The organism is Streptomyces sp. NPDC002309, assembly GCF_053593375.1.
Genome location: NZ_JBSFCI010000003.1, coordinates 258,940 through 274,486, shown reverse-complemented (window position 1 = coordinate 274,486; position 15,547 = coordinate 258,940). Strand labels below are relative to the sequence as shown.

Below are 15,547 nucleotides of genomic sequence, written 5' to 3'. Positions count from 1 at the left end.
CTGGGAAAATCGGTACACCGCCCGCTCATGACGGCTCCCTACGCCGCCCCACGCCGCCCCCCACGTGGAAAGGAGCGCGCACCCGTGGACTTCGACGCTGTCGCCGACGAGTTGTACGGGCTGAGGCCGGAGAACTTCACGACCGCCCGCGACGCCCACGTGGTCGCGGCCCGCAAGGCCGGGGACCGCGCCCTCGCCGAGAAGATCGGCAAGCTGCGCCGCCCGAGCCTGTCGGCCTGGGCCAGCAACCTCCTGGTCCGCCGACATCCGGACGACGTCGAACCGCTTCTGCGGCTCGGGGAGGGCCTTCGCCAGGCCCACCACGACCTGGACGGCGCCCGCCTGCGCGAACTCATCCGTCGGCAACGAGCCCTGGTCGCCACCCTGTCCCGCCATGCCGGCCGACTCGCCGCACAGGCAGGCCGCCCGATCACGCCGGACGCGCAACAGGAGGTGGAGAACACCCTGCAGGCCGTTCTCGCCGACCCGGAGGCGGCCCGACAGTGGGCGGCGGGCAGGCTGGTCAAGCCGCTCGACGCCGCTGTCGGCTTCCCGGCGGTCGGACAGCATGCCGTACGGCCCGCCACCGCACTGCCGGAGGCGCCACCGTCCACGGCGCCGCCAAAGGCATCACCACCGTCCACCGCACCGTCAAAGGCACCACCGCCGACCGTCCGCCGCGAGCGCGCGGCGGACGAGGCCCGACGGGAACGCCTGAGAAAGGCATGCGACGAGTCCGAAGCCGCGGAACACGACCTCCGCGCCGCGGAGGAGGATGCGGGCGTGGCCGCCGCCGGCGCGCAGAGCGCCAAAGATCACACCGCCCGGCTGAAACAGCACGTCAGCGACCTGGCCGAGGAGCTGGAGCGGGCGGAGGAGGAACAGCGGCAGGCCGCTGCGGCCGAACGTCGGGCCGGCGAGCGCTCCCGCTTCGCCGACCGCCGTGTGAGCGGGGCCCGACGCCGGGCCAGGACGGCTGCCGCACGCGTGGAACGCCTGACAGCAGGAAACAACTGAGGCCCTCAGGGGCCCGCGGTGGCCGTCAGGCAAGGATCACTCGGTCCGGCCGACGGCGGGCAGAGGAAGCGCGTACGGCAGTGAGGCCCGCTCACGGCATCGCCCGGCCGACCGGCATCCAAGGCAGTCGGCATGCCCCGCACGCGCGCCCGTATCCCGGACCCGCATGCCCCAGCACCACGCCGCTCAGATGCATGGCGGCGAGGTTCAGCGGAACATGCCACGCCCCGACCCACCGACGCTCGCCGTCACCCACCGAGACCGCGACCTCCCCCGTGTCGTCGCCGACCCCGTTCGCCAAAAACCCCCGGCCCAAGGGGACCGGGGGTCTTCGTGCTGGTGGGGCTAACAGGATTTGAACCTGTGGCCTCATCCTTATCAGGGATGCGCTCTAACCAACTGAGCTATAGCCCCGCCGCGCTCTGCGGGGTGTGTCCCGCGCGCCGACTCCTGAAGATTAGCGCACGACTGCGGCACTCCCAAAATCGATAGTCGCAGGACGTTTGGGGGACCGTCACTCGTCCTCGGCCAGCGTCAGCTCCACTCCGCCGACGAAGCCCGCGGAGAGGTTGTAGATGAACGCACCGAGCGTCGCCAGCGCCGTGGCCAGGACGACGTCGATGACCGCGATGATCGCCGTGAACATCAGGACGTTGGGCAGCGACAGGAACGCCTGCAGGTCGAAGCCGTTCGACTCGTTCGAGCCGGTCGCCTCGGAGATCGTGCCGCCGACCGTGGAGAAGACGCCCATCGCGTCCATGACCATCCACAGCACCGCCGACGCCACGATCGTGCAGATGCCGAGCGCGATGGAGAGCAGGAAGCTGACCTTCATCACCGACCACGGGTCGGCCTTGGCCACCCGCAGCCGGGCCTTGCGTACCCGCGGCGTGGTGCGCGCGCCGGTACGCGGCCGGCGTACCGCGTTCGCGGCGCCCGGCGCGGCCGGGTAGGCCTGCGGCGGGTGGTACGGCCCGGAGGCGTGCTGCTCGGCCTGCCGTTCGCCGGGCAGCGGGGAAGCCGTCTGCTGAGCGCCCGCCGGCTGCTGGGCGCCCGCCGAAGCGGCCGGGCCCGCTCCAGCCGCGTAGTGCTGGGCATGCGGGCCACGGGTGTCCGTCACAGTTCCCCCCTGGGATCCATGAGTGTCGGGCGAGGTTGAGGTCGCGGTCTTCTGAGCATCCTTGGCGGGTGACTTGATCGCCCGCAACTGGGTGGTGTGCGGGTCCGCCGCTGGCGCGGCGGAGCCACGGCCGCCGCCGTCCGTCTCCGCGCCGGTCGAACTACCGGCCGGGATACCGGTCGACCCGGCGCCCGTGGCTCCGCTCACGCTGACTCACTCCTCGTGCTACTCGGCCGAGGGCGCCGCGCCCTCGTCCGTGCCGGTGGTAACGGCACCCTCGGCACCCTCCGCGGAGTCGTCGACGCCCACACCGCCGTCGACCTCTTCCGCCTCGCGTCCCGCCTCGGCGTTACGAGCGATACCGACCACGGCATCGCGCTTGCCCAGATTGATCAGTTGGACGCCCATGGTGTCACGGCCCGTCTCCCTGACCTCGTTGACTCGCGTACGAATCACACCGCCGGACAGCGTGATGGCAAGGATCTCGTCCGTCTCCTCGACCACCAGCGCGCCGACGAGCGAACCACGGTCCTCGACGATCTTGGCAGCCTTGATACCGAGGCCGCCGCGACCCTGGACGCGGTACTCGTCGACGACGGTCCGCTTCGCGTACCCGCCGTCTGTGGCAGTGAACACGAACGTACCGGGTCGAACAACATTCATCGAGAGCAGTTCGTCCCCCTCGCGGAAACTCATGCCCTTCACACCGGATGTCGCCCTTCCCATCGGGCGGAGCGACTCGTCCGTAGCGGTGAACCTGATCGACTGCGCCTTCTTGCTGATCAGCAACAGATCGTCGTCGGCCGATACGAGTTCGGCCCCGATCAGTTCGTCGTCGGATCCGTCCTCACGCTCACGGAGATTGATCGCGATGACGCCACCCGAACGCGGGGAGTCGTAGTCCTTGAGCGAGGTCTTCTTCACCAGGCCGCCCTTGGTCGCCAGGACCAGGTACGGCGCCGCCTCGTAGTCGCGGATCGCGAGGATCTCGGCGATCGCCTCGTCCGGCTGGAAGGCCAGCAGGTTCGCGACATGCTGCCCGCGCGCGTCGCGGCCGGCGTCCGGCAGTTCGTACGCCTTGGCGCGGTAGACCCGGCCCTTGTTGGTGAAGAACAGCAGCCAGTGGTGCGTGGTGGAGACGAAGAAGTGGTCGACGATGTCGTCTTCCTTCAGCTTCGTGCCGCGCACGCCCTTGCCGCCGCGCTTCTGCGCGCGGTAGTCGACGGTCTTGGTGCGCTTGACGTAGCCGCCGCGCGAGACGGTGACGACGATGTCCTCCTCGGCGATCAGGTCCTCGATGGACATGTCGCCGTCGTAGGGCACCAGCGTGGTCTTGCGGTCCTCACCGAACTTCTCGACGATCGCGGCGAGCTCCTCGCTGACGATGCCGCGCTGGCGGACCGGCGAGGCCAGGATCGCGTTGTACTCGGTGATCTTCGCCTGGAGTTCGTCGTGCTCCTGGACGATCTTCTGGCGCTCCAGGGCGGCCAATCGGCGCAGCTGCATCTCCAGGATGGCGTTGGCCTGGATCTCGTCGATCTCCAGCAGCTCCATCAGGCCCGTGCGCGCGATCTCGACGGTGTCGCTGGCCCGGATGAGGGCGATGACGTCGTCGATGGCGTCCAGGGCCTTCAGCAGGCCGCGCAGGATGTGCGCCCGCTCCTCGGCCTTGCGCAGCCGGAAGCGCGTACGGCGGACGATGACCTCGATCTGGTGCGTCACCCAGTGGCGGATGAACGCGTCCAGCGACAGCGTGCGCGGCACCCCGTCGACCAGGGCCAGCATGTTGGCGCCGAAGTTCGACTGCAGGTCGGTGTGCTTGTACAGGTTGTTCAGCACGACCTTGGCGACCGCGTCCCGCTTCAGGACGATGACCAGACGCTGACCCGTGCGCGAGCTGGTCTCGTCCCGGACGTCCGCGATGCCGCCGATCTTGCCGTCCTTCACCAGGTCGGCGATCTTCTGCGCGAGGTTGTCCGGGTTGGTCTGGTACGGCAGCTCGGTGACCACCAGGCACTGCCGGCCCTGGATCTCCTCGACCTCGACCACGGCGCGCATCGTGATGGAGCCGCGCCCCGTGCGGTACGCCTCCTCGATGCCCTTGCGGCCGACCACCAGGGCGCCGGTGGGGAAGTCGGGGCCCTTGATGCGCTCGATGAGCGCGTCCAGCAGCTCCTCGTGCGAGGCCTCGGGGTTCTCCAGGTACCACTGGGCGCCCGAGGCGACCTCGCGCAGGTTGTGCGGCGGGATGTTGGTCGCCATGCCGACCGCGATCCCGGCCGAACCGTTGATCAGCAGGTTCGGGAAGCGGGACGGCAGGACGGTCGGCTCCTGGGAGCGGCCGTCGTAGTTGTCCGTGAAGTCGACGGTCTCCTCGTCGATGTCGCGGACCATCTCCATCGACAGCGGCGCCATCTTGCACTCGGTGTAGCGCATGGCCGCCGCCGGGTCGTTGCCCGGCGAGCCGAAGTTGCCGTTGGAGTCGACGAGCGGCATGCGCATCGACCACGGCTGGGCGAGGCGGACCAGGGCGTCGTAGATGGAGCTGTCGCCGTGCGGGTGGTAGTTGCCCATGACGTCGCCCACGACGCGCGCGCACTTGTAGAAGCCGCGCTCCGGGCGGTAGCCGCCGTCGTACATGGCGTACAGGACGCGGCGGTGGACGGGCTTGAGGCCGTCCCGGACGTCCGGCAGCGCGCGGGAGACGATGACGGACATCGCGTAGTCGAGGTACGAGCGCTGCATCTCCGTCTCGAGCCCGACGGGCTCGACACGCAGGACCTGGCCCTGGTCCTCGGGCGTGACAGGAGTGTTGGGGGTCTCGTCGGCCATGGCTGGTGAAGATCCTTCCTGGTGCGGTCAGCTGAGACCGACTCAGATGTCGAGGAAGCGGACGTCCTTGGCATTGCGCTGGATGAACTGGCGGCGCGCCTCGACGTCCTCGCCCATCAGGACCGAGAACAGCTCGTCCGCCTGCGCGGCGTCGTCGAGGGTGACCTGGCCGAGGACGCGGTGCTCCTGGTCCATCGTGGTGATGCGAAGCTCCTCGGCGTTCATCTCACCGAGACCCTTGAAGCGCTGGATCGAGTCCTCCCGCACGCGCTTGCCGCGCTGCCGGCCCATCTCGATCAGCGCGTCGCGCTCGCGGTCGGAGTACGCGTAGTCGATGTCCTCCCGGCCCCACTTGATCTTGTAGAGCGGGGGGCGGGACAGGAACACGTGGCCTGCCTCGACCAGCGGCCGCATGAAGCGGAACAGGAAGGTCAGCAGCAGGGTGTTGATGTGCTGGCCGTCGACGTCGGCGTCCGCCATCAAGATGATCTTGTGATAGCGGAGCTTCTCGATGTCGAAGTCCTCGTGCACACCGGTGCCGAAGGCGGAGATCAGCGCCTGGATCTCCTGGTTCTGCAGGATCTTGTCGATCCGCGCCTTCTCGACGTTGAGGATCTTGCCTCGGATCGGAAGGATCGCCTGGTACTCAGGGTTGCGGCCGGACTTGGCCGAACCGCCGGCGGAGTCACCCTCGACGATGAAGATCTCGCACTTGATGGGGTCGTTCGACTGGCAGTCGGACAGCTTGCCCGGCAGCGACGCGCTCTCCAGCAGGCCCTTGCGGCGGGTCAGGTCACGCGCCTTGCGGGCCGCCACGCGCGCGGTGGCCGCCTGGATGCCCTTGCGGACGATGTCCGCGGCCTCGACCGGGTTGCGGTCGAGCCAGTCGTTGAGGTGCTCGTAGACGACCTTCTGCACGAAGGTCTTCGCCTCCGTGTTGCCCAGCTTGGTCTTGGTCTGGCCCTCGAACTGGGGCTCGCTCAGCTTGACCGAGATAATCGCCGTCAGACCCTCGCGGATGTCGTCGCCCGTGAGGTTGTCGTCCTTCTCGCGCAGCAGCTTCTTGTCCCGCGCGTACTTGTTGATCAGCGAGGTCAGCGCGGCGCGGAAGCCCTCCTCGTGGGTACCGCCCTCGTGCGTGTGGATGATGTTCGCGAAGGAGTAGACGCCCTCGGTGTAGCCGTTGTTCCACTGCATGGCGACTTCGAGGGAGAGGGCCTTCTCCTTGTCCTCCGCCAGCAGGTCGATGACCGACGGGTGCACCACGTCCCCCTTGCGGGAGTTGAGGTACGTCACGAAGTCGACGATGCCGCCCTCGTAGTGGTACGTGACGGTCTTGGGCTCCTGCTTCTCGTCCGCGCCCGCCTCGTCCGCGCCCGTGGTGGCCTTGGCCGACTCACGCTCGTCGGTGAGCTTGATCGTCAGGCCCTTGTTGAGGAACGCCATCTCCTGGAAGCGCCGCGACAGCGTCTCGAAGGAGTACTCGGTGGTCTCGAAGATGTCGGCGTCGGCCCAGAACGTGACGGACGTGCCGGTCTCGTCGGTGGCCTCGTGCTGGTCGAGCGGGGCGGTGGGGACGCCCATCTTGTAGTCCTGCGTCCAGCGGTGGCCGTCGGTCCTGACCTCGACGGCGACCTTGGAGGACAGGGCGTTCACGACGGAGACACCCACGCCGTGCAGACCACCGGAGACCGCGTAGCCGCCGCCGCCGAACTTGCCGCCCGCGTGCAGCACGGTCAGCACCACTTCGAGGGCCGGCTTGTTCTCCGAGGGGACGATGCCCACCGGGATGCCGCGGCCGTTGTCGACGACCCTGACCCCGCCGTCGGGCAGGATCGTGACGTCGATGGTGTCCGCGTGCCCCGCCAGCGCCTCGTCGACGGAGTTGTCGACCACCTCGTACACGAGGTGGTGCAGCCCTCGCTCACCGGTCGAGCCGATGTACATGCCGGGGCGCTTGCGGACCGCGTCCAGACCCTCGAGGACGGTGATGGCGCTGGCGTCGTACGAGGCGGTGACCTCGCCGCTCGATGCGGTGGCCGCGGCGGTCGCGCCGGCGTCGGTGGACGGGATGTTCTCGTTGGGGTTGCCGGAATCGGCCACGAAGCGCCCTTTCTGGCACAGCACGAGCCTGGCTCGTCGGCGGGTTGCCGGAGCGGCTGCGGCATGTTGCGTTGGTAAGCCTTGTTCAGCGTTGCTCAACTTTTCCCGGGCGGTCCCCACGATGGGGGCGGGATTGTCTCTCAGTCTACCGGTAGCGCCGACAGTGATGGGGGTTTGCCGGTACCTGAGTCCGCATGTGCCGCCCTGAACCATCCTCTTCCGGGTCCCGATATGTGGAAGGGGTCTCCAAGAGGCTCACGGAGGCACTCAGCGCTTCCAGGTGTCAACCCTTCGCTACTCCGGCGTCAGGTCAGGATTCGCAACCGCGTGCGGTTGTACGACGATCAGTGCACACCTGTGGAAAACACAGCCCGCCAGGTACGGATGCAGTGGCGCAGGTCACATACAAGATGTGACGCAGCTCACCCTGTGATGCCTGCGGCTCAGCCGTACGTGTCGCCGGGACCGGTACTCCCCGGGGCACGCAAGGGGCCATAGCGACGCGTGGGGCCACTGGGACCCTGGACCTTGATCGCCTTGACCGCGCCGTGGCCGAGGTCCTCGTTGAGCCGGGCGACCAGCGTGTGGGCGAGCAGTCGCAGGTTGGTCGCCCAAGCCGTGGAATCGCAGCGCACGACGAGCACCCGCTCCTCCTCGTCGTACCTCTCCGGGACGCAGTGCTTGGCCACGTCGTCCCCGACGATCTGCGGCCAGCGACCCATCACACCGCCCACCGCGGCCGGAGCCTCCCAGCCGCGCTCGCTGATCAGCCGGTTGATCGCGGATCCGAGCGCCATGGGGTCGCGTCCGTCAGCGCGCGCGCCGGAGCGCAGGCCGCCGCGACGCGCCTGCTTCCTCTGCTGCACGGCGTCCCCACGCGCGCGTGCGGCCTCCTTCGCCGCCCGCAGCGCCACTCTGGCGAGGTCGACACCCGAGGGTTCGGGGGCCTTCTTCGGGGCCGGTCCCTCCGCCGTCATGCGCGCTCCACCGCCCCGTCGGCCACGGTGTACCGCGCCCCCACGAGCACATGCGGTACGTCGTCGTCGACCGCGGCCGTCACCAGCACCTGCTCGCCGGGCGCGACCAGCTCGGCCAGCCGCTCGCGGCGACGGGTGTCGAGCTCCGCGAAGACGTCGTCGAGGATCAGCACGGGCTCGTTGCCCTCGGCGCGCAGCAGGTCGTAGGAGGCCAGGCGCAGCGCCAGGGCATAGGACCAGGACTCGCCGTGGGAGGCGTAGCCCTTGGCGGGCAGCTCGCCGAGCCTGAGGTTCAGATCGTCCCGGTGGGGTCCCACCAGGGTGACGCCCCGCTCGACCTCCTGCTTGCGCGCGTCCGCGAGCGCGGCCATCAGCTGTTCGAACAGCGCCTCGCGCGTGTGGGCGTCGCCCGGGGACGACGGCTTGTACTCCAGGGCGAGCGGACCACCACCGGGCGCCAGTTGCTCGTACGCCTTGTCGGCGAGCGGCTGGAGCGCGGAGATCAGTTCGAGCCGCTGGGCGAGCAGCTCGGCGCCCACGCGCGCGAGGTGCTGGTCCCAGACGTCGAGAGTGGACAGATCCATGGACCGCCCGCCGTGCCGGCGGGCGAGCGCGGCCGACTTCAGCAGGGTGTTGCGCTGCTTCAGGACACGGTCGTAGTCGGAACGGACGCCGGCCATGCGGGGGGAACGGGCGGTGATCAACTCGTCCAGGAAGCGGCGCCGCTCCCCTGGATCGCCCTTGACCAGGGCGAGGTCCTCGGGGGCGAACAGCACGGTCCTGACGATGCCCAGCACGTCACGCGGCCTGACCTGCGAGGACCTGTTGATCCGCGCCCGGTTCGCCTTGCCGGGGTTCAACTCCAGCTCGACCAGCTGCCGCCGTTCGCCCTGACGGACCTGGGCGCGGATCACGGCCCGCTCCGCGCCCATCCGGACCAGGGGCGCGTCGGAGGAGACGCGATGGCTGCCGAGCGTGGCCAGATAGCCGACAGCCTCGACGAGGTTCGTCTTGCCCTGGCCGTTGGGACCCACGAAGGCGGTGACGCCCGGGTCGAGCGGGACCTCGACCCGGGCGTACGAGCGAAAGTCGGCGAGCGACAGATGCGTGACGTGCATGGTGGTGCGCCGACCTCCCCCGGTCTGCTGTGGTGCTGGCTGTTGCTTGCGTACGTGGGGTTCTTCGGGTCCTTCGCGTCCGCCGGGCTACTTCTTCTCGACCGCGTGGCCGCCGAACTGGTTCCGCAGCGCCGCGATCATCTTCATCTGCGGGGAGTCCTCCTGGCGCGACGCGAACCGCGCGAACAGGGAGGCCGTGATCGCGGGCAGCGGCACGGCGTTGTCTATCGCGGCCTCCACGGTCCAGCGGCCCTCGCCGGAGTCCTGTGCGTAACCGCGCAGCTTGTCCAGGTGCTCGTCCTTGTCGAGAGCGTCGACCGCGAGATCCAGCAGCCAGGAGCGGATCACGGTGCCCTCCTGCCAGGAGCGGAAGACCTCCCGGACGTCGGTCACCGAGTCGACCTTCTCGAGGAGCTCCCAGCCCTCGGCGTAGGCCTGCATCATGGCGTACTCGATGCCGTTGTGGACCATCTTCGCGAAGTGGCCCGCGCCGACCTTGCCGGCGTGCACGGAACCGAAGTCGCCCTCGGGCTTCAGCGCGTCGAAGACCGGCGCCACCTTGGCGACGTTCGCCGCGTCGCCGCCGTACATCAGCGCGTAGCCGTTCTCCAGGCCCCAGACGCCGCCGGAGACACCGCAGTCGACGAAGCCGATGCCCTTGGCGGCCAGCTCCTGGGCGTGCTTCTCGTCGTCCGTCCAGCGGGAGTTCCCGCCGTCCACGACGACGTCCCCGGGCTCCAGGAGTTCGGCCAGCTGGTCGATGGTCGACTGGGTGGCGGCACCCGCCGGGACCATCACCCACACCACACGCGGCCCGCTGAGCTTGCCCACAAGCTCTTCCAGGCTGTGGACATCGGCGAGATCCGGATTGCGGTCGTATCCGACGACGGTATGGCCCGCGCGGCGGATCCGCTCGCGCATGTTGCCGCCCATCTTGCCGAGGCCGATGAGACCGAGCTCCATCAGTTGTGTTCCTTAGGTTGCGACAGGTGTGGCGAAGTGCGTCGGGCACTTTCGTACCCATGTCCGAGCCTAGACCCGGACGGTCGCGCACATCTGTGGGCATACGCGCTCACGCGTACCGCCCCACCTGCGGCTTCGCATCCGGTGATCCACAGGACCGCGAGGACTGTGGATCACCGGACTGTCCGGCCGGCCGGCGTCAGCCGCTGAGCCGCACCGGCATGATCAGGTACTTGTACGCCTCGTCCGCTTCGGCGTCGAGCGCCGGCTTGCCACTGAGCAGCGCGGGCTTGGTGGACGTCGTGAAGGACAGCTGCGCCACCGGGGAGTCGATGGCGCTCAGGCCGTCCAGCAGGAAGGTCGGGTTGAAGGCGATCGAGATGTCGTCGCCCTCCAGGTGCGCGTCCACCCTTTCCACAGCCTGTGCGTCGTCGCTGGAGCCGGCCTCCAGGATCAGCACGCCCTGCTCGAAGCTCAGCCGCACCGGGGTGTTCCGCTCGGCGACCAGGGCCACGCGCTTGACGGCCTCCACGAACGGCGGGGTCTCGATGACCGCGACGCTGTTGAACTCCGTGGGGAACAGCGTGCGGTACTTCGGGAGGTCACCCTCCAGCAGGCGGGTCGTCGTACGCCGCCCGGCACCCTCGAAACCGATCAGCCCCTCGCCCGCACCCGAGCCCGACAGCGCCAGCGTGACACTGTCGCCGCTGGTCAGCGCCTTGGCGGTGTCCAGGAGCGTCTTGGCGGGCACCAGGGCGACCGCGGAGGCCTCCGGGTTCTCCGGCTTCCACAGGAACTCTCGGACCGCGAAGCGGTAGCGGTCGGTGGAGGCGAGCGTGACCCGGTCGCCCTCGATCTCGATGCGCACACCGGTGAGCACCGGCAGCGTGTCGTCCCGGCCGGCGGCGATGGCGACCTGGGCGGCCGCGGAGGCGAAGACCTCACCGGGGACCGTGCCCGTCGCGTTCGGCATCTGCGGCAGCGCCGGGTACTCCTCCACAGGCAGGGTGTGGAGTGTGAATCGCGAGGAGCCGCACACCACCGTCGCCCGTACACCGTCTGTGGAGATCTCCACCGGCCGGTTGGGCAGGGCACGGGAGATGTCGGCGAGCAGACGGCCCGAGACGAGGACCGTGCCGTCCTCCTCGACCTCGGCTTCCACCGACACGCGTGCGGAGACCTCGTAGTCGAAGCTGGACAGGCTCAGCTGGCCGTCCTCGGCCTTGAGCAGCAGGCCGGCGAGGACAGGCGCCGGCGGCCGCGCCGGAAGGCTGCGTGCCGCCCAGGCCACGGCCTCCGCGAGTACGTCGCGTTCCACCCGGATCTTCACTGTTGCCGCCTCCTGCCGTTGCCGGCGCTTCTCGCCCTGCCTGGCTTCGTCGTCTGTCTCGGTGTCGCCGGCCCTGGGGAGGGAAGGACACCGGGGACCAGTCTGACGCACCGCACTGACAGTAGGTGCCTCTCGAGGTCAAGTCGTGACGAGGGGCAGCCGGGCACCGAAGGGCAAGTTGTGCACAGGACCCCCTTCGAAGCGACTTTCTCACTCTCTCTGGTTGGGAGTAGTAGTAGGGGCTGTGGATACCGTGGATAACCGCGTTTGCGCAGCTCAGAGCGGATATTTTATCCACGGGCCCTGTGGGCGACGGCGGTGGACAACTGAGCCCGTCTGTGGAGAAAAGAAAGTTCTGCACACCCCGTGCACAGGCCGAGGCGACTTCTCCCCAGGGCTGTCCCCAGCTTTACCCATGTTTCCCACAGGCCAACCTGGCATCTTTGTGTGACGCCTTTCACTCGACCCGGTGATCAGGCGTGCCGGGTTGCCGAACAGTGGACAGAGCTGTGGAGAAGCTGGCGATCGCTGGGGACAACCGACCCCAGCCTGTGGGTTGCCCGTGGACAACTCCGTGCACAGCTTGTGGACGCCGCCGCTGTCCACAAGCTGTGGAGATCCTTCGTCCACCAATCCACAAGCAGTTGACCTGGTCTGATGGTCTTTCGACAGGCTCGGCTGTGGACGCGATCTGGACAACTTCCCAGTCCCCAGCATGTGGACGGCAAAAAGTCACCGAATCTGTGGAGAGTGGCCGTAACCCGGCAGGTATTCGAACACGGGATGACCGCGCAACGACGAAGGGCGCCCCGGGGATCTCGTCCCCGGAGCGCCCTCGGCGGCCTCTGGCGGCTGCTGTCAGCCGTTCTTGATGCGGTTCGTCAGCTCGGTCACCTGGTTGTAGATGGAGCGCCGTTCGGCCATCAGATTGCGGATCTTGCGGTCGGCGTGCATCACCGTCGTGTGGTCCCGCCCGCCGAACAGCGCGCCGATCTTCGGCAGCGACAGGTCCGTCAGCTCACGGCACAGGTACATGGCGATCTGCCGGGCCGTGACGAGCTGGCGCCCGCGGGAGCTGCCGCACAGGTCCTCGACCGTCAGGCCGAAGTAATCGGCGGTGGCGCTCATGATGGCCGTCGAGGTGATCTCCGGGGTGGAGTCCTCGCCGCCGGGGATCAGGTCCTTGAGGACGATCTCGGTCAGGCCCAGGTCCACCGGCTGCCGGTTGAGCGAGGCGAACGCCGTCACCCTGATCAGCGCACCCTCCAGCTCACGGATGTTCCGTGAGATCCGCGAGGCGATGAACTCGAGTACCTCCGGCGGGGCGTTGAGCTGCTCCTGCACCGCCTTCTTGCGCAGAATCGCGATGCGGGTCTCCAGCTCCGGCGGCTGGACGTCCGTGATCAGGCCCCACTCGAAACGGTTCCGCAACCGGTCCTCCAGCGTGACCAGCTGCTTCGGCGGCCGGTCGCTGGACAGCACGATCTGCTTGTTCGCGTTGTGGAGCGTGTTGAAGGTGTGGAAGAACTCCTCCTGCGTCGACTCCTTGTCCGCGAGGAACTGGATGTCGTCCACGAGCAGAATGTCCATCTCGCGGTACCGCTTGCGGAAGCTGTCGCCCTTGCCGTCGCGGATGGAGTTGATGAACTCGTTGGTGAACTCCTCCGAGCTCACGTACCGCACGCGCGTGCCCGGGTAGAGGCTCCGCGCGTAGTGTCCGATCGCGTGCAGCAGGTGGGTCTTGCCGAGCCCCGACTCCCCATAGATGAACAGGGGGTTGTAGGCCTTCGCGGGCGCCTCTGCGACGGCCACGGCGGCCGCGTGCGCGAACCGGTTGGAGGCGCCGATGACGAACGTGTCGAAGAGGTACTTCGGGTTCAGCCGCGCGGTCGGCTCTCCGGGACCGGTCGCCGGCGCGGGCTGCGCGGCCAGCGGGCCGGGTGCGCCGCTGGAGGCCGGTCCCGGAGAGCCGACCGGGCCGCGGTGCATCTGCCCGCCGCCGACGGACTGCTCCGGCAGTTCCCGCCGGGCGTCGCGCTGGTCGTAGTCGCCACGTGGCGGCTCGTACTCGGAGCGCTGTTCGTACGTCCGCTCCCGGCCCTGCGGACGGTAGTCCTGCGCGGGCGGGCCGTAGGAGTCGCGGGACGGGGGCCCGTACGAGTCCTGCGGTCCGTACGAGTCCTGTGAGCCGTAGGCGTCGGGCGGTCCGTAGGAGTCCTGCGAGTCGTACGGCTCCCGGGACGGCGTCGCGTAGGGGTCGCGCTCGGGGAAGCCGAGGCGCGGCTGCTGCCAGCCGTACTCGTCCTGCTGCTGTCGCGGCCAGGCGCCCGGCTCGGGGCGCTGGTACTCCGACGGATAGGCGGGGCGCGGGTTGGGCAGCTGATCGCCGGGTGAGCCCGGGAGTGGTTCGGCGCGGTGCCGGCCGTACCCCTCGTACTGACCGGACGACGGGTGCTGCTCGGGTTCCTCGTAGCGGTGCTGGTGCTGGTGCTGGGCCGGGGGTGCCGGGGGGGCCTGCGGGGGTTCGCCCGCGGAGTCGTCGACGGTGATCGCGATCCGGATCGGGCGGCCGCACTCACGGCTGAGCGTCTCGCTCACGATCGGTGCGAGACGTCCCTCCAGGACATTCTTGGCGAACTCGTTCGGTACGGCGAGCAGGGCGGTGTCGGCGACCAGCGCGAGCGGCTGGCAGCGCCGGATCCAGTGTTCGTCCTTGGTCTCGACGCCCTGTCCACGGCCCTCTCCGAGGAGTTGCTCGAGTACGCGTGGCCACACTGCGGCAAGATCGGCAGGTACGTCAGCCACAGGGCACGCTCTCTCACGGGTCCCACGAACGTGTGGTTGTGGGACGGGTCGGGATGTAAATCGGGTCGGGCGGGGATAAGGGAACGAATCGGGGTTCCGTCACGGTAGTCAGGGCGACGGGTAGGGTTCAAGTTGTTGTCCCCAGCCTGTGGACAGTGTCTCCCCGTGACCCCTGGTTTGACCGAATGGCGTAGCCGCGCGTACCGTAAACAGGTCGAGTTGTCGATGGCTGCTGCCGCCTGCCTCCGATGGGCACAGATCGCGTCAAGGTGATCGGAAAGCGGTGCACTCGGGCGTAACGCGAGCTACTCGTGGGCGCACGGTGACAGCCAGGACGGCACCCCGCAGAACCCCGATTTCTTCTGGAGCCCCCGAGTGAGCAAGCGCACCTTCCAGCCGAACAACCGTCGTCGCGCCAAGACCCACGGCTTCCGGCTGCGTATGCGTACCCGTGCCGGCCGCGCGATTCTCGCGTCCCGCCGCAGCAAGGGTCGCGCCCGTCTGTCCGCCTGATTCCGATCAGGTCATGACGTCGTGCTGCCCACCGAGAACCGGCTGAGGCGGCGCGAGGACTTCGCGACCGCGGTACGACGAGGGCGCCGGGCCGGACGCCCGCTCCTCGTCGTCCACCTTCGTAGCGGTGCCACGAACCCGCACGCGCCTGGGGAGAGCGCTCCCCGGACACGTGCGGGTTTCGTCGTGAGCAAGGCTGTGGGCGGTGCGGTCGTACGCAACAAAGTGAAGCGCAGACTGCGCCATCTGATGCGTGACCGAGTCGGCCTGCTGCCCCCCGGTAGCCTGGTAGTGGTACGAGCGCTGCCCGGTTCGGGTGACGCCGACCACGCACAGCTGGCCCGAGACCTGGATGCCGCTCTGGAGCGGCTCCTGGGAGGGGGCGCGCGATGAAGTACCCGCTGCTGGCGCTGATCAAGCTGTACCAGTGGACCATCAGCCCGCTGCTCGGGCCGGTGTGCAAGTACTACCCGTCGTGTTCCCACTACGGCTACACGGCCATTGACCGGCACGGTGCCCTCAAGGGCACCGCACTCACGGCCTGGCGCATCCTGCGTTGCAATCCGTGGTCGCTGGGCGGCGTGGACCATGTCCCGTCGCGTAAGCGTCCTCGGTGGCACGAGCTGCTGCGCAACTCATGGCGCGCACGCAAGGGCGGGCCCTCCGCCGCCGAAACGGCCACCGAAGAGAACATTCATTCGAGTTCTTCGAGCGATGCTCCTTCGAGCCCGGCCGCAGAGACCTCGTCCCATGCCCAAGGAGCATGATT

Annotated in this window: 12 protein-coding genes, 1 tRNA gene and 1 pseudogene; 4 read left to right on the top strand and 10 right to left on the bottom strand. The window is 68.7% G+C overall.

Annotation, left to right across the window (positions count from 1 at the left end):
- The first annotated feature begins 84 nt into the window (after positions 1-84).
- Positions 85-1,017 carry a hypothetical protein gene (locus ACWCPM_RS04275; protein ID WP_450974599.1) on the top strand — a complete coding sequence of 311 codons (933 nt, stop codon included), beginning with the start codon at positions 85-87 and terminating at the stop codon, positions 1,015-1,017.
- 89 nt (positions 1,018-1,106) lie between these two features.
- Here the strand turns inward: ACWCPM_RS04275 and ACWCPM_RS04270 are convergent.
- The 10 genes and pseudogenes from ACWCPM_RS04270 to dnaA form a co-directional block, all read right to left on the bottom strand.
- Positions 1,107-1,191, bottom strand: a pseudogene (locus ACWCPM_RS04270) (HGxxPAAW family protein); the annotation flags it as partial.
- A 163-nt stretch (positions 1,192-1,354) separates the two neighbouring features.
- A tRNA-Ile gene (locus tag ACWCPM_RS04265) sits at positions 1,355-1,431 on the bottom strand.
- 100 nt (positions 1,432-1,531) lie between these two features.
- Positions 1,532-2,344, bottom strand: coding sequence for a DUF3566 domain-containing protein (locus ACWCPM_RS04260; RefSeq protein WP_450974598.1), 813 nt, complete (start codon positions 2,342-2,344; stop codon positions 1,532-1,534).
- Positions 2,345-2,362: 18 nt separating this feature from the next.
- Positions 2,363-4,969, bottom strand: a complete 2,607-nt coding sequence (gene gyrA / locus ACWCPM_RS04255; protein ID WP_450974597.1) for a DNA gyrase subunit A — start codon at positions 4,967-4,969, stop codon at positions 2,363-2,365.
- Positions 4,970-5,011: 42 nt separating this feature from the next.
- The gene (gyrB, locus tag ACWCPM_RS04250) at positions 5,012-7,096 is read right to left on the bottom strand and encodes a DNA topoisomerase (ATP-hydrolyzing) subunit B (RefSeq protein ID WP_450974596.1); all 2,085 of its coding nucleotides are present in this window, start codon (positions 7,094-7,096) and stop codon (positions 5,012-5,014) included.
- Between the two features lie 419 nt (positions 7,097-7,515).
- A complete protein-coding gene (locus tag ACWCPM_RS04245; RefSeq protein ID WP_450974595.1) occupies positions 7,516-8,049 on the bottom strand; it encodes a DUF721 domain-containing protein in 534 nt (177 codons plus the stop codon).
- Positions 8,046-9,167 carry a DNA replication/repair protein RecF gene (recF, locus tag ACWCPM_RS04240; protein WP_450974594.1) on the bottom strand — a complete coding sequence of 374 codons (1,122 nt, stop codon included), beginning with the start codon at positions 9,165-9,167 and terminating at the stop codon, positions 8,046-8,048. Before recF ends, ACWCPM_RS04245 begins: the two co-directional genes overlap by 4 nt.
- 87 nt (positions 9,168-9,254) lie before the next feature.
- Positions 9,255-10,130, bottom strand: coding sequence for a phosphogluconate dehydrogenase (NAD(+)-dependent, decarboxylating) (gnd, locus tag ACWCPM_RS04235; RefSeq protein ID WP_450974593.1), 876 nt, complete (start codon positions 10,128-10,130; stop codon positions 9,255-9,257).
- 199 nt (positions 10,131-10,329) lie between these two features.
- Complete coding sequence (gene dnaN, locus ACWCPM_RS04230) at positions 10,330-11,460, bottom strand: DNA polymerase III subunit beta (RefSeq protein ID WP_450974592.1); 1,131 nt, start codon at positions 11,458-11,460, stop codon at positions 10,330-10,332.
- Between the two features lie 858 nt (positions 11,461-12,318).
- Entirely contained in the window at positions 12,319-14,265 is a 1,947-nt protein-coding gene (gene dnaA, locus ACWCPM_RS04225) for a chromosomal replication initiator protein DnaA (protein WP_450974591.1), read from the bottom strand.
- 375 nt (positions 14,266-14,640) lie between these two features.
- On the opposite strand from dnaA, the gene rpmH reads away from it, so the two are divergent.
- Genes rpmH through yidD form a run of 3 tightly spaced genes read left to right on the top strand, consistent with a single transcriptional unit; the run spans position 14,641 to position 15,545 of the window.
- Positions 14,641-14,778: a 50S ribosomal protein L34 gene (rpmH, locus tag ACWCPM_RS04220; RefSeq protein ID WP_003956500.1), complete on the top strand. Its 138-nt coding sequence runs from the start codon at positions 14,641-14,643 to the stop codon at positions 14,776-14,778.
- Between the two features lie 21 nt (positions 14,779-14,799).
- Positions 14,800-15,171 (top strand): ribonuclease P protein component, encoded by a 372-nt coding sequence (gene rnpA / locus ACWCPM_RS04215; RefSeq protein WP_450974590.1) that lies wholly within the window; start codon positions 14,800-14,802, stop codon positions 15,169-15,171.
- Complete coding sequence (gene yidD / locus ACWCPM_RS04210; protein WP_450974589.1) at positions 15,168-15,545, top strand: membrane protein insertion efficiency factor YidD; 378 nt, start codon at positions 15,168-15,170, stop codon at positions 15,543-15,545. The genes rnpA and yidD overlap by 4 nt, the downstream gene beginning before the upstream one ends.
- The last annotated feature ends 2 nt before the right edge of the window (positions 15,546-15,547 follow it).